The following is a 19929-nucleotide window of genomic DNA, read 5'->3' on the forward strand; positions in this document are numbered from 1 at the left end:
GAAATGCCGCGATAAGATGATGACGCTACTTATGCTCCAACGGCGCCCCCAGATCCGCGGGGCTGAGCACGGCCACATAGGCGAGGATATTCTCCAGCTCGTCCAGCGTGAGTTCGACCGGAACAATCGGCGAGGGGCGTGCCTCGTCGAAGGGCGGCGTGATCTCGGCAATCTGGGTAAAGGCGGGATGCGGGTTCAGCGCGTAGAAGGCCTGAAACCGCTCCTCCCAATTGGCGAGGCTGCGCAACACATAGAACGACGGGGTCGAGCCGATACTGTTGATCCGTCCGGCCTCCTCCACCGCGTGACAGCGCCCGCAGTGGGATTTGGACAGATCGTATCCGCGTCCGGCGTCGCCGTCCCATGTGGTCACAGCCACCGCGGCCTTTGCCTGCTTCGGCACCCGGAACATCTGGCGCCCCTCGGGGGCAAAGGCGGCAATCGTGCGCGCGCCCACATCAGAGGTCAGCCAGTCTGCAAAGCGCCGCGCCCCGGCGTGATCCGGCGCGATCAGCTCCAGATGCCAGACGGTCCCGTCCCCCTCCATCACGGGCTGGCCGGTCGTGCCCAGCATCATCTCGGCGACATCATTGCTGTCGACCAGTTCGATCCGCACCTGCGTCTTCAGCGAAAACCGCGGCAACAGAAACCCCAGCACCCCGGTCTCCACCAGTGGCGCAGGCGCGGCCAGTCGCAGCTTTGCCGGATCGCTCTCGGCCTGTCCGCTGGCCGGTCGCAGGATCAGCGCAAGCAGAATTATCGCCAGTATTCCCGCGTAACCGCGCAAAAGAGTACATACCCAGACCATATGAAATGCTAGGAAACCACCTACATCCCCGTCAAGAGCCGTTACAGCCGGGGCCAAAAGCCCCGCAGGCCATCAAAAACAATCAAGCCAGCTTAGACCAAGCTCGCCCCAATAAGGAGCAACCCCGGCGTGTCCCTCACTCGTGAAACTGTCCTAGAGGCGCTCAAGACCATCAAAGACCCGGTGTCCGGCAGCGATATCGTCGCCGCTGGCATCGTCCGCGCGCTCAATATCGAAGAGGGCACAGTCCGCTTTGTGCTGGAAATCGACCCGGCCAAATCCGATATCTACGCGCCCGTGCGCGATGAAGCCGACGCCAAGGTGACGGCGCTGCCCGGCGCGGGCAAGGTTTCGGCCATGCTGACGGCCCATTCCGAAAAGGCGCCGCCGGACCTGAAGCCCAAACCGGCCGCCCAGCCGCAGGGACCGCAGAAAATTCCCGGCGTCGACCGGATCATCGCGGTTGCCTCCGGCAAGGGCGGCGTCGGCAAGTCCACGGTTTCGGCGAATATCGCCTGTGCCCTGGCCGCTCAGGGCCGCCGTGTCGGCCTGCTTGATGCTGATGTCTACGGCCCTTCGCAGCCCAGGATGCTGGGGGTCTCCGGTCGGCCCGCCAGCCCGGATGGCAAAACCATCCTGCCGATGCGCAACCACGGGGTCACCATGATGTCGATCGGCCTGATGACCAACGAGGATCAGGCGGTTGTCTGGCGCGGCCCGATGCTGATGGGGGCCCTCCAGCAGATGATGATGCAGGTGCAATGGGGCGCGCTGGACGTGCTGATCGTGGACCTGCCGCCGGGCACCGGTGATGTGCAGATGACGCTGGCGCAAAAGGCGCATGTGGACGGCGCCATCGTGGTGTCCACCCCGCAGGATGTGGCGCTGATCGACGCCCGCAAGGGCATCGACATGTTCCAGAAACTCAACGTGCCGATCATCGGCATGGTGGAAAACATGTCCACGCATATCTGCTCCAACTGCGGGCATGAGGAACATGTCTTTGGCCATGGCGGCGTTGCTGCCGAGGCTGAGAAACTGAATGTGCCGCTGCTGGCGGAGATCCCGCTGCATCTGGATGTGCGCGTTGCCGCCGACGGTGGCGCGCCGATTGCGGTCAGCAAACCCGACAGCGCGCAGGCCAAGGCGTTCCATGATCTGGCGGCAGATCTGATCGCCAAGGGTCAGGCCTGATCCGATGGCCGAAATGAGCGACCTCAGCTTCCCCCCCCTGATGGAGGGGCTTGCGCTCAGCGGGGCCGACGATCCCTTTGCCATCGCCTGTCAGAAGGCGGTTCTGGGCTGCGACGCAGGTCTGGTGGTGCATAACCTGCTGCATGACCGGCTTCAGGCGGCCTTTGTCTTTGCGCCCGAGGTTGCCCTGCGGCAGGCCATGACCATGCTTCCGGTCTGCGGTATTGCACTGCAAAACGCCCTTGGCGCGCTGGCCCCGCCCGAGGTGGCGGTGCATCTGCAATGGGACGGCGGTCTGCGCATCAACGGCGGTCGCTGCGGTCGGCTGCGTGCCGCCGCCAGTACAACCGCGCCATCAGAGGTGCCAGACTGGCTGGTCATCGGCCTCGACCTGCCGCTCTGGCCGCCGAGCGACGGGGAAACCGGCGATCGTCCCGAGGATACCGCGCTTTATGCCGAGGGCTGCGCCGATGTGGATGCAGGCCAGTTGCTGGAAAGCTGGGCCCGCCACGCGCTGCACTGGATCAACCGCTGGGAAGAGGACGGCACGGAGCCGGTGCACACGACCTGGCGCGGCCTTGCCCAGGATATTGGCGAAACCGTCACCCATGCGGGCCTGAATGGCACCTTCCTCGGCGTGGACGAAGATTTCGGCCTGCTGTTGCGGGACGAGGCGACAACCCATCTGATCCCCCTGACCACCCTACTGGAGACACCGTGATGCAGCTTGCCCGCGCCATTCATTTCGACGAGAGCGATCAGAACGTCTTTGCCAGCCCGGCCCGCGCCGGCGAATGGTGTATTTCGGGCGGGTTTGAGTTTTCCAACTGGGAAGAGGCCGACCTGATCGGCAAGCAGCGCCAGGCCTTTGCCAATGGCTGGATGGGGCTGGAAACCGGCGGGCGTGTCACCTTCGTTGCGGTGACGCGGATCGAGGAGAGCGAGCTGGCAGGCCTCACCGATCTGCTGGCCGCGCATTTCGTCAGCTACTACGGCGCCCCGGATCTGGCCGCCGCCCGCCCGGTGGCTGCGGAAGAGCTGGCACATATGGCGGAACTCTGCGCCGATCACGCGCCCAATACGCTGCTGACGGTGATGCGCGAGCTGACAGAGGCGGGCGTCAAGGAAAGCTATCGCAGCATCGAGCCGCAGGAGGCGGGCCTGGAACAATTCGCCATCCATGTGACCGACGACTGATTGACCACGCACGGCGCGAAGCCCGCAACCGGCCCCTCTCGCCCGGAGTGCGGCGGGTCAAAGCCCCCCGCTCCCGTTGGGCCAGGCGCCGCGCTCAGGCGCGGCGTCTGCACATTGCAACCGCTGTGGATGCCGCTATCGCCTATGGCGCCGCGTTGAACACAAACAGCGCCTCGCCATTGATCTGGTAGCCGTTGATCAGCTCCTTGGCGGTATCCGACACCAGCCAGGCTTCCAGCCGGGCTGCGGATTCTGCCTTCACATGGGGGTGTTTCTGCGGGTTGACCGGCAGATAGGCATATTGGTTGAACAGCACCGGATCCCCCGCATAGAGCAACGCCAGATCGCCCTTGTTGGCGAAATTGAGCCAGCTTGCGCGGTCCGACATGATGTAGCCCCCCATGCCAGAGGCTGTATTCAGCGCTGCCCCCATGCCTGCGCCAACAGCGTTGTACCAGCCGCCAAATCCGTCAGGTGACAGATCCGCCGCGGCCCACAGGCTCAGCTCTTTCTTGTGGGTGCCGCTGTCATCGCCGCGACTGACAAAAGCCACCTCGGATGCGGCCACTTTTTGCAGTGCCTCCGCTGCCGACTGCGCGCGGCCAATGCCCGCCGGGTCCGCCTTGGGGCCTACAAAGACGAAATCATTATACATGATCTCGCGGCGATGGGTGCCGTTGCCGCCTGCCAAAAACGCCTCCTCGGCCTTCTTCGAATGCACCAGAATCGCATCCACATCGCCCGCCTCGCCCAGACGGATCGCCTGACCGGTGCCTACCACCAACAGCTGCACCTCCAGCCCCAGATCCGACTTGATCTGCGGCAGCAGAACCTCTGCCAGACCGGAGTTGTGGAAGGATGTGGTCACCGCCAGCTTCATCTCCTCAGCCAGCGTCGCCGTCCCCATTGTCAGCGCAGCCAGTGCCACCAGCACAATCCGTTTCATTCGACAATATCTCCTCTTAGAAATGCGCGGCCCTGTTCGGTATGGGGCCGGGTAAAAAATGCCTCCGCCGCTGAAAACTCGGCAATCTGACCGTGCAGAACAAACAGCACCTCATCCGCCAGACGCTGCGCCTGACCCATATTGTGGGTCGACATGATCAGCCGGGTGCCTGCCGCTGCCGCTTCGGTCAGGATCTCCTCGATTTCGCGAGTGGCGCGCCCGTCGAGCGAGGCGCAAGGCTCATCCAGGAACAGCAGCTGCGGCTTGCGGATCAGGGCCCGAGCCAGCGCCAGTTTCTGCCGCTCACCGCCCGACAGCAGCACCGCAGGCCGGTGCAGCGCATCGCCGCCCAGACCGATCCGCTCAGCCCAGATCTCGGCCTCGGCCAGCGCCACCTTGCGGGCCACCCGGTTCAGCCGCAGCGGATAGGCGATATTTTCCACCACAGAGCGGCGCATCATCACCGGCGTCTGAAACACAAAGGCCTGGCGCCGCTGGGCTTCGGCCATAGCGCAGCCCCAGCTGATCCGCCCCTGCCCCAGTCGCAGGATGCCATGCAGCATCTTCAGCAGGGAGGTCTTGCCCGAACCATTCGGCCCGATCACGATGGTCGTCCCCTGTCCGTCCAGCCGCAGATCCACCGGACCTATCAGTGTCTTGCCACGGCGGCGCACCTGCGCCGCCTCGACAACCAGCGGAAAAAGACTGCTCACCTTGCTCACCAGCGGCCCTCGCTTTCGGTCTGACCCAGCCAGTGGATGGTCAGATTCACCGCCACCGCCAACGCGATCAGCACAAAGCCAAGCCCCAGCGCCATGGCAAAATCCCCTTTGCCGGTCTCCAACGCAATCGCCGTCGTCAGCACCCGGGTGGCATGGTCGATATTGCCGCCAACGATCATGATCGCCCCAACCTCACCGATCGCGCGACCAAACCCGGCCAGCGCCGCCGTGAGCAGCGCCCGCCGCCCGTCCCACAGCAGCGTCGCAATGCGCTGGCTCTGGCTGGCATTCAGCGAAATCAGCAGATCGTGGTAATCGCTCCACAGATCGCGCAGCGACTGATGCGCGATCGAGGCGATGAGCGGCACGATGATGATCACCTGCGCAATGATCATCGCGGTCGGGGTGAACAGCAGCCCCAGTACCCCGAACGGACCGGCCCGCGACAGCAGCACATAGACCACCAGCCCCACGACCACCGGCGGCAGCCCCATCAGGGCGTTGAGCACCGCAATAGTGACCCGACGCAGGCGAAACCGGCGCACCGACAGCAGCGCCGCCAGCGGCAGCGCAATCACCGAGGCAACCAGCAACGCGGTCAAAGTGACCCGCAACGAACGCAGCGTGATCTCGACCAGATCGCCATCCAGCGTGACCACCAGCCAAAAGGCCTGGACCAATCCTTCCCAGAGATCAGACATGGAGGCGGATTTTCTCCCTTGTGGGACCGGTCTTACCGCTTCCCGATACTGTGTGAACGCTATCTGCAAACCACAATATCAGCCCGCCCAATAGACAAAAACGACACCGGGTGTGAAAATTGGACAAATTGACCGCGCACTGTTTGCGCTGACATCGCCCGATGGTCAGATGGTCTTGGCGCCGCCCCCAGCGTCAGGTTGCCGATGCGCCCCGATTGCCGCCGATTTGCATCAGGATTTCCGGTTTTTACGCAACAAAGCGGCTGCACTCGCTTGCGTGCTAAATGTGAACATGAAACAAGAATTCCCCAAAGTGCCACGTCAGGCGCAGCTTTGAGGAAATGCCATGTTCGATCTGCAAACCATGCGCGATCAGCTCGCCAATCACTATGACCTTGCGCCAAATCCTGCTCTGGCCGCAGAGATGTCAGAGATCTACGCCAAGATGGACCGGGTGGTGAACCCCGTCGACTGGGCCACCTACGCGCCCTATGTCGCCGCCATCCTCGCCTTGAAAAAAGAACGCAACGCTGTGATTCTGGCGCATAACTACATGACGCCTGAAATCTACCACGGGGTCGCCGACGTGGTGGGCGACAGCCTCCAGCTCGCCATGGAGGCCACCAAGGTGGAGGCCGACGTCATCGTGCAATGCGGTGTGCATTTCATGGCCGAAACCTCCAAGATCCTCAGCCCCGACAAGATCGTGCTGATCCCCGATATGGAGGCCGGCTGTTCGCTGGCGGAATCGATCACCGCAGAGGGCATCGCCCAGATGCGGGCGAAATATCCCGGCGCGCCGGTTGTCACCTATGTGAACACCACGGCTGAAGTCAAAGCCGCCTCCGATATCTGCTGCACCTCCTCCAACGCGGCCCAGATCGTGGCCGCACAGGACGCCGACACGGTGATCATGACCCCGGACCAGTATCTGGCGCAGAACATCGCTCAGCAGGTGCCGGAAAAGAACGTGGTCTGGTGGGAAGGCTCCTGCATCGTGCACGAGCAATACACCGCCAAGGACCTGCGCGATTTCCGCGAATGGAACCCCGGCACCCGGCTGATTGCACATCCCGAATGCCCCCCGGATGTGGTGAATGAGGCCGATTTCTCCGGCTCCACCAGTGGCATCATCAAATATGTGACCGACGAAAAGCCCGAAAAGGCGATGTTGATCACCGAGTGTTCGATGGCCTCGAACATTGCCGACCAATTGCCGGAGGTTGAATTCGTCGGCCCCTGCAACATGTGCCCCTACATGAAGAAGATCACGCTGGAGAAAATCCTCTGGTCGCTGCACACGATGTCCGAACCGGTCGAAGTCGATCCCGAGGTCGCCGAAAAGGCCCGTGTGGCGGTGCAGCGGATGATTGATCTCAGCCAGAAACTGGGAATCTGATCCTTGGACACCCCCGGCGCCAAGGTCGTCTCTGACCATCAGGCCGACAACACGGCAGAGGCCCAGCTGGATGTGCAGGCCCTGACCGAAGCCACCGCCGCCTGTGACACTGATCGCGTGGTGATCGTTGGCGCGGGGATGGCCGCGCTCTATGCCGCCCTCGAACTGGCCCCGCGGCCGGTGCTGATGATCTCACCCGAAACACTTGGCGAGGGCGCCAGCTCGGCTTGGGCGCAGGGCGGCGTTGCCGCTGCGATGGATCAGGCCGACAGCCCTGCCGCCCACGCCACCGATACGGTGCGCGCCGGTGCTGGCACTGTCGACGCCGAGGTCGCCGCCATGGTCACACAGGTTGCCCAGGATCATATTCTCGATCTGACCGACCTTGGCACACCCTTTGATCGCACCGCTGACGGCGGCTTTGTCATGAGCCGCGAGGCCGCCCATTCCATGGCTCGTGTTGTCCGGGTGAAAGGCGATCAGGCCGGTCGGCAGATCATGGAAACGCTTATCGCCGCAGTGCGCGCCACAGCCTCGGTTCAGGTCCACGAAGGCACCCAGGCCGTGCGGCTGGAGGTGGCAGACGACCGCGTCACCGGCGTCTGGGTCAGCGATGCTGGCGGCACCTCGGTGCCCGTGCTGATCCGTGCCCCTGCGATCCTTTTGGCGGGGGGCGGTTCCGGGGGGCTGTTTGCGCATACCACCAACCCGCCCCGCATCCGGGGCCAAGTGATCGGATTTGCCGCCCGCGCCGGTGCCCGCATTGCCGATCCTGAATTTGTCCAGTTTCACCCCACCGCCTTTGACATCGGCGAAGACCCCGCGCCCCTCGCCACCGAGGCGCTGCGCGGCGATGGCGCCACGCTGATCAACAAGGACGGCATCCGCTTCATGCTGGCCGCACACCCGGACGCCGAACTGGCCCCCCGTGACATCGTCGCCCGCGCAATCTTTGCCGAAACCCAGGCCGGCCGTCGCCCGATGCTGGACACCCGCGAAGCTCTTGGCGCCGAGGTGCTGACCCGCTTTCCAACCGTGGCTGAGACCTGCGCCCGCGCCGGTATTGATCCCGTTGCGGACCCGATCCCGGTGGCGGTTGCCGCCCATTATCACATGGGCGGGATCGACACCGACATGCAGGGGCGCGCCAGCCTCGGCCGTCTCTGGGTCTGTGGCGAAGCCTCCTCGACCGGGCTGCATGGCGCCAATCGGCTTGCCTCCAACGGGCTTCTGGAGGCTCTGGTCTATGCCCGCACCGCTGCTCGGGACATTGCCGCAACACTTGGCCCGCAACCGGACCAGATGCGCACGCCGCCTGCACTGTCCCTCAGTTTCGCCCCTGCCACAACGCCCGCCGCCCCGGCCAGCGCCATCGCCCGCCTGCGCGAAACCATGACCGCCCATGTCGGTGTGCGCCGCGACGAAGCCGGGCTGAAAACCGCCCTCAGAACGATCGAGGAGCTGCTGGCAGAGTTCGGCGACGACGAGAGCTTTGCCAATATGTGCGCCACCGCCACCCTGATTGCTGCCGCCGCGCTGGACCGCCGCGAAAGCCGGGGCGGCCATTTCCGCGACGATTATCCTGAGGCCGACCCGGCGCAGGCCCATCGCACCCGTATTACCCTCACCGAGGCGCGTGCGATCCGCGCCGCCGCCGTCAAGGATCCGACATGACCCCGTCCTTTGCCACTCTGCCCGACCTGATCCTGGAACCGCTGGTCCGCGCTGCCTTGCTGGAAGACCTCGGCCAGAGCGGGGATATCACCACCCGCGCGGTGATCCCGGCAGGCACCACCTATGAGGCCCGCCTCAATGCACGCGATACCGGCGTTGTCTCCGGTATGCAGATTGCCCGTATCGCTTTTCATCTGGTTGATCCCTCGCTGAAGATCGAAACGCGCGTGGCTGACGGCAGCCCCTGCACTCCCGGTCAGACCCTGATGACCATCGCAGGATCAGCCGCGTCGATCCTCTCGGGCGAACGTGTGGCGCTGAATTTTGCAGGCCGCCTCTCTGGCATCGCCAGCCTGACGGCCTCCTTCGTGGCAGAGACCAAGGGGACCGCCACCCGCGTCACCTGCACCCGCAAGACCACACCCGGTCTGCGCATGGTCGAAAAGCAGGCCGTCCTGCATGGGGGCGGATACAACCACCGCTACGCTCTCTCCGATGCGATCCTGATCAAGGACAATCACATCGCCGCTGCAGGCGGTGTCGCCGCCGTCCTGCGCGCAGCCACGGCCAACGTCAGCCACATGATGAAGGTCGAGATCGAGGTGGACACCCTCGAACAGTTGCAGGAGGTGCTGGAGACGGGCGGCGCCGATGTGGTGCTGCTCGACAATATGGACACGCCAACCCTGACGAAGGCCGTGGCGATGGCCAAAGGTCATCTGGTCACCGAAGCCTCCGGCAATATGCGCCGCGACCGCATTGCCGAGGTGTCAGCCACGGGGGTTGATTATATCTCCTCCGGCGCGCTGACCCATTCGGCGCAGACGCTGGATCTCGGTCTCGATTTCTGAGGTCTTCGCACCTTCTGGTTTCTTGACCAGACCTGATCAGAAAAACGGGGGCCCGCACGCCCCCGTTTCTCGTTTGATGTTCTTTGCGCCGTCCTCAGCCGCCCGCAGGCACGTTATGCGCCGCCGCACGGATCGGCGTTGCCGACAACATCACCACGCTGCCCACGTCCAGATTGCGCACCTCATAGTCGGGCCCCTTGGCACCGGCCTGAACCTCCACCGGCAGATGGGCGCAGGCCGTCGGTGTCATCGCGCAGATCACCACATCACGCCCGGTCAGCTGCGTCAGGCGAAAGGCCACCGACAGATCGTGCTGCAAGCCGGATTTCTTGCCCGATGGCAGCGACAGATAGGTGCCGGTGACATAGATCGGACCTTCCACCGGGAGGATCTGATCGGCCATCCTGCGGCTGTCGGCTTGCCAGGCGGTCACATCGCGATGCTGGAGCAGGTTGAACGCCAGGTAGATCAGCGCCACAAAAGCCAGGAGATTGCGTCCGATGCGGTCCCAGACGCCGCCCCGCGCCGCCAATTCCTGCGAAAGCAGCCCCAGCAGCACCGCGTAATACAGCCATACAAAGCCGGAGACACGCGGCGGCAGGGTGATTCCGGTCTTGATCGTCTGCACAAAGATCAACCCCATCCCGAGGCAGATCCCCGCCAGCGGATAGATCGCGCGCCAGGGGTCGGATCTGCCGACCAGCCAGACGGCCCAGCCAAACAGCGCCACCTGAAATACGGTCAGCGGCAGGAAGTGGAACGAGACCAGCGAGGCCGAGCTGCCGAGAAAATCACCGATCAGCCCGATATTTGCCAGCAGCGATGCCAGATCATGCGCCGGCTTCGGCATCCGCCACTCCGCCATCGGGATCCCGAAGACACCGTGAAACAGGTAGTTCAGCGTATAGATCGACGCCATCGCCAGCGCAAAACACAGGATAAACAGCCCCAGCAGCGATGCCAGATCCCGGGCAGAGCGCTGCGTGTCCGCACGGGTCAGACAGAGTGCCAGCAGAAAAAACGGATAGGTCGTATAGGCGGTCAGCGCCAGCGGCACAAAGGGCACCAGCAGCCAGCGGCAGGCCCGATCCGACAGTTGCGTGGTCGCCAGCGCATAGATGGCAAGGATCGCCATGCCCGGGATCAGCGTGTTGAACCACAGTGAAATCAGCAGCGCAGGCGCCGACAGCCCCGCAATCAGCGCCACCGCGCCCTTGCGCCATAGCGCCGCCCCGGCCCCCAGCGCATTATGCGCCAGACAGCCCAGCACCACCGCCCATAACCCGTTGTAGATCAGATAGTTGGCCCAGCTCGGTAACAGTGTCTCGCGCAGGTGCCACAGGTAATTGACCCAGCGCCCCTCCATCAGGGTTTTGACATAATAGGTCTCTGCATCGCCAAACAGCGCAGGGTAATCATCGTGACGGATCAGCGGATCCGGCAGCTGGAACACCGCCGCGATCAGCAGCCCGAAAAAGGCCACCGCAATTGTCGCCAGCAGGGGCGTTGCAGCGTCCCGGCGCGCCACAACCGGGCTGTCCATCACCAGTGTCATTATATTGTGCCCTTTGCCGTATCCGCACCCACCAGCCCTGCCGCCCGGGCCTGCCGCGCGATGATCGCAGCGCGGATCTGTGCGATCCGGGTCACCATCAACTGCGGCATCAGCGACACCACCCCCCGGCGCAGCCGCCAGCCAAGATTGCCCGCAGGCGGCACCGGCTGCCCCGCCAAAAGCTCCGTTGCCAGAACCTCCTCCGGCAGACCCGCACGCCCCGCTTCATTCACATAGAGCACAGTATTGTAGCGATACCAGGGTTCTACCCCCTCGGCCTCTCTCAGCGCCGGGCGTACGCAGTCAAACGCCCGATAGCCCCGCGCGGCAAAGAGATCCTGCCAGAAGGACAGCGGCTGTTCATTGATATGAAACTCGCCGCCCTGCCCCGGAACAGCCGCCGAAAACAGCACCCGATCGGCATGGCGCGTCAGCCCCGCAACCAAGGTTGCGGAGGCCGCCGTCGGCAGATGCTCACCAACCTCCAGGCTCTGCGCCAGCTCGAACCGCCGACCCAGATCAAACTCGCCAGTCAGATCCGCCGCATGGTAACACCCCGCCGGGATCGCCAGACGGTTACGATCCACATAATCGCCGTCCACCCCGGCGATGTCAGCAACGCCGGAATTCGCCCATTCACTGAGCCAGACACCGCGACCGCTGCCCAGATCCAGCACGCTCCGCGCGCCAAGCCAGGGCTGCACCGCCGCGATCAGCGCCTTCGCCGAGCTGCGCGCGCCGGCCTCGATGTAATCGTAGAATTCATTTGAATACACATGCGACATTTCTTGCCACTCCTCTTTACGCGCCGTGTCCGGCGTAGACCCAGATCTTGAAAAACAGGTAGTTCTGAACCGGCAGCCAGACTGCGGCGGTGGTCGCCGCCAGCCACTCCGGCCAGCCCAGCATCGGACCGATGACACCCGTCAGCAGCGCCGAAGTCACAAACCCAAGGCCGACCGTGCAGCCAAACCGCAGCGCCTGGTCCGGCTGGCCCAGCTTCTGGCGGAACGTCCAGACGGTCTGGCCGACATATTGCGCCAGAACCGCCAGGCCAAAAGCCAGCGCATTGGCCAGCCCCGCCGCCAGACCGATATGCAGGAACCCCAGGAACGCCAGCACATAGAGCGCTGCAACCGAGACGCCGACAATGGCGAAGCGGATCAACTGGCCGAGATCTTTCTGAACGGCGGCGCGGATCATGACGCTTCTTTTTGGGCCGGTTCAGCCAGTGGCGCCGCTACGGCGCGGCTGTCGCCGATGAAATCGACCGCATGGGCGGCGGGATGCCCGGTCTGCTGCGACAGGAAATACAGCGGGCGCTGTTTGCTCTCCATATAAAGCCGTCCGACATATTCGCCGAGGATCCCCAGCGTCAGCAGCTGGATCGCGGAGAAGAAAGAGATCGCCAGCAGAACCGAGGCCCAACCGGCAACGGTGTTGAACAGGATCAGCGAGCCAAAGACATAGATCGCCATCAGCACGGTCACCAACAGGCTGAAAAACGCCAGCCGTGTGGCCATTTTCAGCGGTTTGGTGGAGAACCCGGTCAGCGCATCGGTGGCAAAGCGCAGCATCGCCTTGAACGGATATTTGGTTTCCCCCGCGACACGGGCTTCGCGGATGTATTCGAGACCAATCTGGTGAAATCCGGCCCAGGCAAACATGCCGCGGATGAACCGCGCGCGTTCCGGCATTTTCAGCACCGCATCCAGCGAGCGGCGGCTGACCAGACGGAAATCGCCGGTGTCTTTGGGGATATCCACATCCGACAGCGTATTGAGAAAACGGTAGAACAGATAGGCCGTCGCCTTCTTGAACAGGGTTTCCCCCTGCCGCTCGGCGCGGCGGCCGTAGACCACGTCATAGCCGCGATCCATCATCATCATCATGTCGGGCAGAATTTCCGGCGGATCCTGAAGATCGGCATCCAGCATGAAAATCCGCGCGCCGGTCGCCGCCTCCAGCCCAGCCGTCAGCGCAACCTGATGGCCGCGATTGGCCGACAGACGGATGCCCCGCACCACCGGATGACGCTTATGCGCCGCTTCCATAGCAGCCCAGGTGTCATCGCTGGAACCATCATCGACCAGAATGATCTCGGCCCGTTCCGCCCAAGGTTCGATTGCCTGCACCAACCGATCCACCAACAGGGGGATGGACTCTTCCTCATTATAGCAGGGTACAACAACGGATAGATGCACCTTCTCGCCCCAATTCTGTTTATCGTCTGCTCACAACCGGGGGACCATCCGCCCGGCATTCCAGCGCGATGAAAACATCTCAAGGGGGGTATTCTCACCCGAAATGGTTAACGCGCAGTTCCGTTTTTGGTCACAGAACGTGGCCAAACCGTGGCGAACTGGGGGTCAATCCGGGGAAAAACAGCGATTTTTAACAGGATTTGATGCGAAATCACAAACAATCGCGCGGCAGGCTCTCGCTCCATTCCTTAACGCAGACTTCGGTCTGCCCGGCACCTTCGCAGGCGACAACCCTGCGCCAGAGATGGAAATCCTCCCGATCACCGCGCATCTCATTGTCGGTATCGACCTGCACCTGCCAGTCACCGCGCGCGAATGTAAACCGCCACTGGCTGGTAAAGGTGGCGCTGGCCGGATCATCCGGATGCACCGCATAGCGCATGGCGACATGGCTGCCGACCTCCATCCCATGCACCGGGTCAATGGCCGCGCCATAGTCATCAAAAGTCTCTAGCACCAGCGTGCCGTCGGCCTCTTCATAGGTGTTCGATGTGCCGGATGGGGCGCGGGTGACCTCTGCCTGATAGGTCGGATAATCCCGCGCGGCGCTTGGCGCCTGCGCCTCGACCTCCTCAGCGACCAAACGTTCCGGCAGGATCAGCGCACAGCCCTCCAGATGCAGGGTCAGCGCCACAGGCTCGGGCGCGGGCCAGATGATCGGCCAATAGGAGGTCGACAGCGCCAGCCGCAGCTTATGCCCAGCCCTCAAACGATGCGCGCATTCATTAAGTGCAAACTCCACCTCATAGCGCCTGCCGGGAACCAGCCGCGCGGCGGTTTCATGGCTGTCGTCATGGCACAGGTTGCGTCCCCGATAGGTGATGCGCTGCGACACCCCATCCGGCGCCACATCACACAGCCGCGCCATCACCTGCGCCACCGGTCTGTCGACAGAGAACGCCAGCCGCAGCCGCGCCCGACCCAGCAACTCCAACGGGGTCTCAAGCGGTGCCGTATCGAAACAGGCCGACAGCGTATCATCACCCGCCTGATCGCCCGGCAGTTCATTGTCGATCCGCATACCTGCGCAGAAATACCCGCTCCCCATGCCCAGGGTTGCCGGATTGGACACCACAACCTCCCCCGCACCCGGCACCGCCTGCAACCTCCCCTGCTGTCCCAGATGATGCACCACCTCGCGCGCATTCGGGGAGGGCCATGCAGTCTCAGCAATCCAGCGCCCCTGCCGGGGTTTGTTTTCCTTGGTCGGATTGAAATGCTCCTGCATGTAGGTGCGATAATCCGGCAGATCCTCCGCGCCGCTGTCTGCGCCCTTCAGCCAGCGATCAAACCAGCGCAGCACCTCGCCGTGGAAATCATGCCCTTCCAGCTTGGAAATATGGGCATAGCGGTGCTCCCATGGGCCGATCAGCGCCTTGGCGGGCGCCTGCATATGGGCCGCCAGTGCAGGTGGTGCATTCACATAGGCATCGGCCCAGCCGGTGATCGCCAGCACTGGCGCCTTGATCGCAGACCAATCCTCGCAGACCGATCCATGTTTCCAGAAATCATCCCGCTGCGCGTGGGACAGCCAGTCCGCGGCCATAAACGGCAGCGTCTCGATCCGCTCCACCCAGGCCTCGCGCCAGTCCGGGCGCAGGTCGGGATCCAGCGGGCGGGTTTGATAGGCAAACATCTGCGAGGCCCAATTGGCATTATCGCTAAGCAGGCAGCCCCCCATGAAATGGATATCATCGGCATAGCGGTCCACCGTTGAGGCCACGCTGACCACCGCCTTCAACGCCTCTGGCTGACGCGCGGCCAGCTGCAACCCGTTGAAGCCGCCCCAGGAAATCCCGATCATGCCGATATTCCCATCGCAACAGGCCTGCGCCGCAAGCCAGGCCAGCACCGCCTCGCCGTCGCTCAGCTCCTGTTCGGAATACTCATCGTCAAACACCCCCTCGCTATCGCCCGTGCCGGCGATATCCACCCGCAGGCAGACATAGCCCTCAGCCGCAAAGACCGGATGCGTGGTGGCATCGCGCGGCGCAGTGCCGTCGCGTTTGCGATAGGGCAGATATTCCAGGATCCCAGGATAACACCCCTCTGCCGCTGGCCGCCACATCCGCGCCGCCAGCCGACGCCCATCTGGCAGCGGGATCCACAGATGTTCAACTCCGGTGATCTCCATCGCCATGGCGCGCCCTCTTCCTGTCTGCTTCAATCTCAAGCTGTTGCCGCCCACCCAATCGGCAGGCTATCCGGAGGTCTAGTCTCCCTGCGACATATCCTGCGCCACCGGCAGGATTGGCGCGGATTTCTCCAGCGCCAGCTCCGCATCGGAAAACACCCAAGGACCACGCACGCCCGGCACATCCTCCGGCGCAATCTGCATCTGGCGGTGCTTGATCTGCGGATCGTCAAACGCCTGCCCAATGGTGTTGATCGGCCCCGCAGGCACGGTCGCGGCCTCCAGCGCCGCCAAGAGATCCGCCTGCCCCCATTGCGCCAGCGCTGCCGCCAGCATCGGTGTCAATTCGCCCCGGTTCGCCACCCGCACCTGGTTGGAGGCAAAGCGCGGATCAACCGCAAGCGCCGCCATGTTCAAAACCTCGCAAAGCCGCGCAAACTGGCCATCATTGCCAACGGCAAGGATCACATGCCCGTCGCGCACCGCCATCACCTGATAGGGCGCAATATTGGGATGCTCATTGCCCATCCGGGTCGGGCTGGTGCCGGTTGCCAGATAGTTCATGTTCTGATTGGCCAGCATGGCGGTGGCGCAATCCAGCAGAGACATGTCGATATGCTGCCCCTGCCCGGTTCTATGGCGCTGTTCCACCGCTGCCAGAATGCCGATGGTGCCATAAAGCCCGGTGACAATATCGGTGATCGCCACCCCAACCTTCTGCGGCTCACCATCCGGCGCACCGGTGATCGACATCAACCCGGACATGCCCTGCAACAGGAAATCATAGCCCGCCCGCGTCGCATAAGGCCCATCCTGCCCAAAGCCGGTCACCGAACAGTAGATCAGACGTGGATTGACCGCTTTCAGACTGTCATAATCCAGCCCGTATTTCGCCAGCCCGCCGACCTTGAAATTCTCGATCAGGATATCGGCATCCCGGATCAGCTCCAGCACTGTCTGTTTGCCGTCTTCAGTGCGAAAATCCGCAGTTACGCAGGACTTACCCCGGTTCGCCGCATAGTAATAGGCCGCTGTTTTATCACCGTCGCGCTCGATAAAAGGCGGGCCCCAGCGACGGGTATCATCCCCCTCGGGGCTTTCGACCTTGATGACATCCGCCCCCAGATCGGCAAGCGACTGGCCAATCCATGGCCCCGCAAGAATACGGGCCAGCTCGACCACCTTCAAACCTGCAAGCGGTGTCATGGGCACTCCTGTCAGTCCGCCCGCGATCTGCGGGACATCCCCCTGCCAAGGCACGGCAGAGTGTTCTGACAGAGACTTAGCCTATCCATTCCTCTGCGGGCAAATAATTTGATCAAAACATGCGGAGAGTCTTAAGAAGGGAGTGGCCAGGCGGAACAAGCGGATGTTGCTCTCTTAAGTGTGATGATTGCGATCGGTTAGCATAATTCCGGAAGAATTTCCACGCTACGAACCCAAGCAATACTAATCCAAGCAAAGCGAAGGGTGCTGCTGATCGCAAATCGGTCATAAAACAACATTCTCGATACGCTGCCAAAAACTCCTCATCCCACTCCGCAAAACCGCTATGGGTGAAGAACACGCCTTTGCCCACTTGAACGATTAGCCAAGCTGCAAAGATGAGTAATATTCCACAAACGAGGACAATCCATTTCATATTTGCAATATAGCTGCGTTGCAGAAAGGAGCAACGATGACCTCAGAGCAGACCAGCAGGGCGTCCGGAACCAGCAGAACAGTTGGCGCCAAATTCCACCGTATGAGGCATCGCTGAGCGACACGATGCAACAGCAGCTACAGCGCCAAGCCGCCCTGCCAGACCTGCTGCAGCTCCAGCGCGTCGTTCAGATGCAGCACATCGGCGCGCGCGCCGGGTTACAAGCGCCCCAGATCGGGCCGCCTGATCAAATCCGTCGGTCGGCTCGTGGCCATCTCCAGCGCCGTCTCCAACGGCAGATCGCAGGTCTCGACCAGGATCTGCACCGCCGTGGCCAGCTCCAGATGGGCGACCGGGGCTGCCATCATGCGGCGCGAGCCAGGTCATCTCTTTGTCCAACCAGATCAGAAGCGACCCGCGCTTTCTGAGCGCATCGTTGTAGCTGAACCAATTCGTCGTACGGTAGCGGGCAGGTGCGGGCTTGCTCATCTGCCCCGTCTAACCGCATGGATTCGTGATGTGAATCCTTAACACTCAGAGTTCTGCAACAACGCCTTCAAAGCTGCCAATACGACTTTCACCTTGAATGCAGGGCTGTGGTTCCGTCTGGGTCGTCTTGCCATCGTTGTTCCTTCGTCCCGGCACACTGCCGGATGAGGAACGGGAAATCCACCTAGCTCAACTGTTCATATTTCTCGGGCCACATCTCCATCACGGTCAAGGCAATGTTTCCCCCACTCTTTAACAAGCTTTTTGGCCCGACTGAGCACTTCGTCACTGGAGGTCGGGTGATCCGGTGCGATCGGTACTAGTATTTTCCGGGGCATGAATGTGATCCTTTGCTGTGACGAAGGTTAGATGACTGCCCCTCGAACCTATCGACGTTGCCGAACATCAATAGAAATCAAAAAAAATCTCAAATTTCATAAATGAAATTTATACGATACCTTGCGCGGCGAACACAGCAAGCCTCAATGAAGCATTTTCCGAACGACCTCTATCGGAGAAGACAGGAACAGAACCAAATGAACACTCGTCTCAACTTAGAACAAATACGGGCATTTCTGACCGTCGTGCGCCTCGGTGGATTTAGCAAGGCAGCCGATGAGCTAGGCTTGACACAACCAGCCGTGACTACGCGGATCAAAAACCTAGAAAACACCTTGGGCGTGGAGTTGTTTGAAAGAACGAGTGGAGGCGTTCTTTTGACCAAGAGAGGGGATATTCTCGCCCGCTATGCAAAACAGTTCGAACAGCTTTCAGAGCTCGTGCAACGAGATGTTATGGATCCCTCAGGTATCGAGGGCCATCTTCGCCTAGGAGTTTCCGAAACTATCGTTCAATGCTGGTTACCGTTATTCATTGAAGAGCTTCATCGAATGTATCCTGCCCTCGAAATCGAGATCAACGTCGATATATCGGTCAACCTCCGTACAATGTTGCTTGATAGAGAGATCGACCTTGCCGTCTTACTAGGGCCAATTTCTGAGTACTCTGTCGACAACGTCGAGTTACCAGAAGTGGATCTTGCCTGGTACCGAGCCGAAAGTGACCAAAGCTCCAACGACCAACCGTCTCGATACCTAGAAAAGCCCATATTTACATATGCAAGAAATACGCGTCCTTTTCGGGAATTGCGCTCTGAACTTCTTGAACATTTGGGTCCAAACTACTCACTCTTCCCCTCCTCTTCGCTATCAGCTTGCTTTCGCTTAGTTGAATCTGGCTTGGGCGTCGCTGCATTGCCGCGTGTCTTGGGGCAGCGCTTCGTATCTGAAGGGCGAATTTGCGAGTTCGATCCTGGGTGGCGCCCAAACCCCCTGAAATTCTCAGCGTCTTTCCTCGGTGAACCAAAGAGCCATCTACTAGAAACCGCAGCGGCCATCGCAAGCGCCACTGCACGAAGCTTCGACGATAAAAAACTTTAATGGGATTGCGAAGATCTTTTTAATTTGTTTTTATGTTAACCCAGATCGATACTCCCACCACTGGGAGGAATCGTACTTTGCCAATCTCACATGCAGAACTTGTCCAAAAACCTCTAGCAGAAATTCGAGACGTTATTCGCCGCGACAGCTACCACTCTCACACAGCTGGGCTGGGTAACGGATTTCTTCAAGCCAACATCGCAATCATGCCCTCAGAGTCCGCCCTGGACTTCATGCGCTACTGCCAACGCAACCCCAAGCCATGTCCGTTGACCGGTGTCTCCGACACTGGGAATCCAAAGATGTTCACCATGGGCAGGGACATCGATATTCGCACTGATGTTCCGGCTTACAATATTTATCGTGACGGGAAGCTGGAAAGCACTGTCGGGAACATTCGAGACATCTGGCACAACGACTTGGTCGCATTTGCTCTGGGTTGCTCTTTCACATTCGAGCATGCACTCAATGATGCAGGCATTCAACTGTGGCACATTAATAATAACAAAACAGTGCCAATGTTCCGCACATCAATCGAAACCGTTCCATCGGGCCCGTTTGGCGGTCCGATGGTCGTCAGCATGCGGGCAATTCCTGAAGATCAGCTAAAAACCGCAATCTCCATTTCTAAGAACTACCCCCTTGCGCATGGGGCACCAGTGCATTGGGGCGATCCTGCGGAAATCGGGATTCAAGACGTTAACCTCCCTGATTGGGGCGATCCAGCGCCAGTGGAAGCCGGGTTTGTACCCGTTTTCTGGGCCTGCGGCGTTACTCCACAGGCAGCTATCGAGCAGGCCAAACTCCCTCTCTGCATCACACATAAGCCGGGTCATATGCTGATTACCGATATACCGCAGGATGCAGAGAATCCGATCTTAGCACCCGACAATCATCAATCAAACTAAGTCCAA

Annotated in this window: 19 protein-coding genes and 1 pseudogene; 8 read left to right on the top strand and 12 right to left on the bottom strand. The window is 61.4% G+C overall.

The genetic code is table 11. The features are described 5' to 3' along the window. Positions 1-25 precede the first annotated feature (25 nt). Positions 26-808, bottom strand: a complete 783-nt coding sequence (locus VWY75_RS08755; protein WP_416537512.1) for a hypothetical protein — start codon at positions 806-808, stop codon at positions 26-28. Between the two features lie 129 nt (positions 809-937). Between VWY75_RS08755 and apbC the strand changes: the two genes are divergently transcribed. The 3 genes from apbC to VWY75_RS08770 are packed head-to-tail and all read left to right on the top strand — an operon-like array spanning position 938 to position 3199. Then, positions 938-2002 (top strand): iron-sulfur cluster carrier protein ApbC, encoded by a 1065-nt coding sequence (apbC, locus tag VWY75_RS08760; RefSeq protein ID WP_340547418.1) that lies wholly within the window; start codon positions 938-940, stop codon positions 2000-2002. Between the two features lie 13 nt (positions 2003-2015). Then, positions 2016-2723 (top strand): DUF4444 domain-containing protein, encoded by a 708-nt coding sequence (locus VWY75_RS08765; protein ID WP_340547535.1) that lies wholly within the window; start codon positions 2016-2018, stop codon positions 2721-2723. After that, complete coding sequence (locus VWY75_RS08770) at positions 2723-3199, top strand: DUF6505 family protein (RefSeq protein ID WP_416537513.1); 477 nt, start codon at positions 2723-2725, stop codon at positions 3197-3199. The genes VWY75_RS08765 and VWY75_RS08770 overlap by 1 nt, the downstream gene beginning before the upstream one ends. Before the next feature lie 142 nt (positions 3200-3341). Here VWY75_RS08770 and VWY75_RS08775 read toward each other — a convergent pair whose 3' ends face one another. From VWY75_RS08775 to VWY75_RS08785, 3 genes are read right to left on the bottom strand one after another with little or no spacing between them, the layout of a single operon-like run. After that, positions 3342-4145: a substrate-binding domain-containing protein gene (locus VWY75_RS08775; RefSeq protein WP_416537514.1), complete on the bottom strand. Its 804-nt coding sequence runs from the start codon at positions 4143-4145 to the stop codon at positions 3342-3344. Next, positions 4142-4858: an ATP-binding cassette domain-containing protein gene (locus tag VWY75_RS08780; protein WP_416536613.1), complete on the bottom strand. Its 717-nt coding sequence runs from the start codon at positions 4856-4858 to the stop codon at positions 4142-4144. Before VWY75_RS08780 ends, VWY75_RS08775 begins: the two co-directional genes overlap by 4 nt. Before the next feature lie 5 nt (positions 4859-4863). Continuing rightward, on the bottom strand, positions 4864-5568 hold the full coding sequence (locus VWY75_RS08785) for an ABC transporter permease (protein ID WP_340547422.1): 705 nt from the start codon (positions 5566-5568) through the stop codon (positions 4864-4866). A 346-nt stretch (positions 5569-5914) separates the two neighbouring features. Between VWY75_RS08785 and nadA the strand changes: the two genes are divergently transcribed. From nadA to nadC, 3 genes are read left to right on the top strand one after another with little or no spacing between them, the layout of a single operon-like run. After that, on the top strand, positions 5915-6967 hold the full coding sequence (gene nadA, locus VWY75_RS08790) for a quinolinate synthase NadA (protein ID WP_340547423.1): 1053 nt from the start codon (positions 5915-5917) through the stop codon (positions 6965-6967). 3 nt (positions 6968-6970) lie between these two features. Further along, positions 6971-8641: an L-aspartate oxidase gene (locus tag VWY75_RS08795; RefSeq protein ID WP_416537516.1), complete on the top strand. Its 1671-nt coding sequence runs from the start codon at positions 6971-6973 to the stop codon at positions 8639-8641. Further along, on the top strand, positions 8638-9492 hold the full coding sequence (nadC, locus tag VWY75_RS08800; protein ID WP_416537517.1) for a carboxylating nicotinate-nucleotide diphosphorylase: 855 nt from the start codon (positions 8638-8640) through the stop codon (positions 9490-9492). Before VWY75_RS08795 ends, nadC begins: the two co-directional genes overlap by 4 nt. Positions 9493-9586: 94 nt before the next feature. Here the strand turns inward: nadC and VWY75_RS08805 are convergent, their stop codons facing one another. The 8 genes and pseudogenes from VWY75_RS08805 to VWY75_RS08840 all read right to left on the bottom strand — a co-directional run. Further along, the gene (locus tag VWY75_RS08805) at positions 9587-11047 is read right to left on the bottom strand and encodes a hypothetical protein (RefSeq protein ID WP_416537518.1); all 1461 of its coding nucleotides are present in this window, start codon (positions 11045-11047) and stop codon (positions 9587-9589) included. Continuing rightward, on the bottom strand, positions 11047-11832 hold the full coding sequence (locus VWY75_RS08810) for a hypothetical protein (protein WP_416537519.1): 786 nt from the start codon (positions 11830-11832) through the stop codon (positions 11047-11049). The genes VWY75_RS08805 and VWY75_RS08810 overlap by 1 nt, the downstream gene beginning before the upstream one ends. A 16-nt stretch (positions 11833-11848) precedes the next feature. Further along, positions 11849-12250 carry a GtrA family protein gene (locus VWY75_RS08815; RefSeq protein ID WP_340547428.1) on the bottom strand — a complete coding sequence of 134 codons (402 nt, stop codon included), beginning with the start codon at positions 12248-12250 and terminating at the stop codon, positions 11849-11851. Next, entirely contained in the window at positions 12247-13251 is a 1005-nt protein-coding gene (locus tag VWY75_RS08820) for a glycosyltransferase family 2 protein (RefSeq protein ID WP_416537520.1), read from the bottom strand. The genes VWY75_RS08815 and VWY75_RS08820 overlap by 4 nt, the downstream gene beginning before the upstream one ends. 211 nt (positions 13252-13462) lie before the next feature. Next, positions 13463-15451 (bottom strand): CocE/NonD family hydrolase, encoded by a 1989-nt coding sequence (locus VWY75_RS08825; protein ID WP_416537521.1) that lies wholly within the window; start codon positions 15449-15451, stop codon positions 13463-13465. A 72-nt stretch (positions 15452-15523) separates the two neighbouring features. Beyond that, positions 15524-16651 carry a CaiB/BaiF CoA transferase family protein gene (locus VWY75_RS08830; protein WP_416537522.1) on the bottom strand — a complete coding sequence of 376 codons (1128 nt, stop codon included), beginning with the start codon at positions 16649-16651 and terminating at the stop codon, positions 15524-15526. A gap of 654 nt (positions 16652-17305) precedes the next feature. After that, entirely contained in the window at positions 17306-17455 is a 150-nt protein-coding gene (locus VWY75_RS08835) for a hypothetical protein (RefSeq protein ID WP_340547540.1), read from the bottom strand. Further along, positions 17433-17576 (bottom strand): annotated as a pseudogene (locus VWY75_RS08840) (IS5/IS1182 family transposase); the annotation flags it as partial. The pseudogene VWY75_RS08840 and the gene VWY75_RS08835, both read right to left, overlap by 23 nt. Positions 17577-18112: 536 nt before the next feature. Here VWY75_RS08840 and VWY75_RS08845 point away from each other — a divergent pair. Together VWY75_RS08845 and VWY75_RS08850 are read left to right on the top strand one after the other, a co-directional pair. Beyond that, the gene (locus VWY75_RS08845) at positions 18113-19015 is read left to right on the top strand and encodes a LysR family transcriptional regulator (RefSeq protein ID WP_416537524.1); all 903 of its coding nucleotides are present in this window, start codon (positions 18113-18115) and stop codon (positions 19013-19015) included. Between the two features lie 77 nt (positions 19016-19092). Further along, a complete protein-coding gene (locus tag VWY75_RS08850; protein ID WP_416537525.1) occupies positions 19093-19923 on the top strand; it encodes a putative hydro-lyase in 831 nt (276 codons plus the stop codon). Positions 19924-19929 lie beyond the last annotated feature (6 nt).

This window comes from Phaeobacter sp. JH20_08, from assembly GCF_048056635.1.
In the GTDB taxonomy this organism is placed as follows: domain Bacteria; phylum Pseudomonadota; class Alphaproteobacteria; order Rhodobacterales; family Rhodobacteraceae; genus Phaeobacter; species Phaeobacter bryozoorum.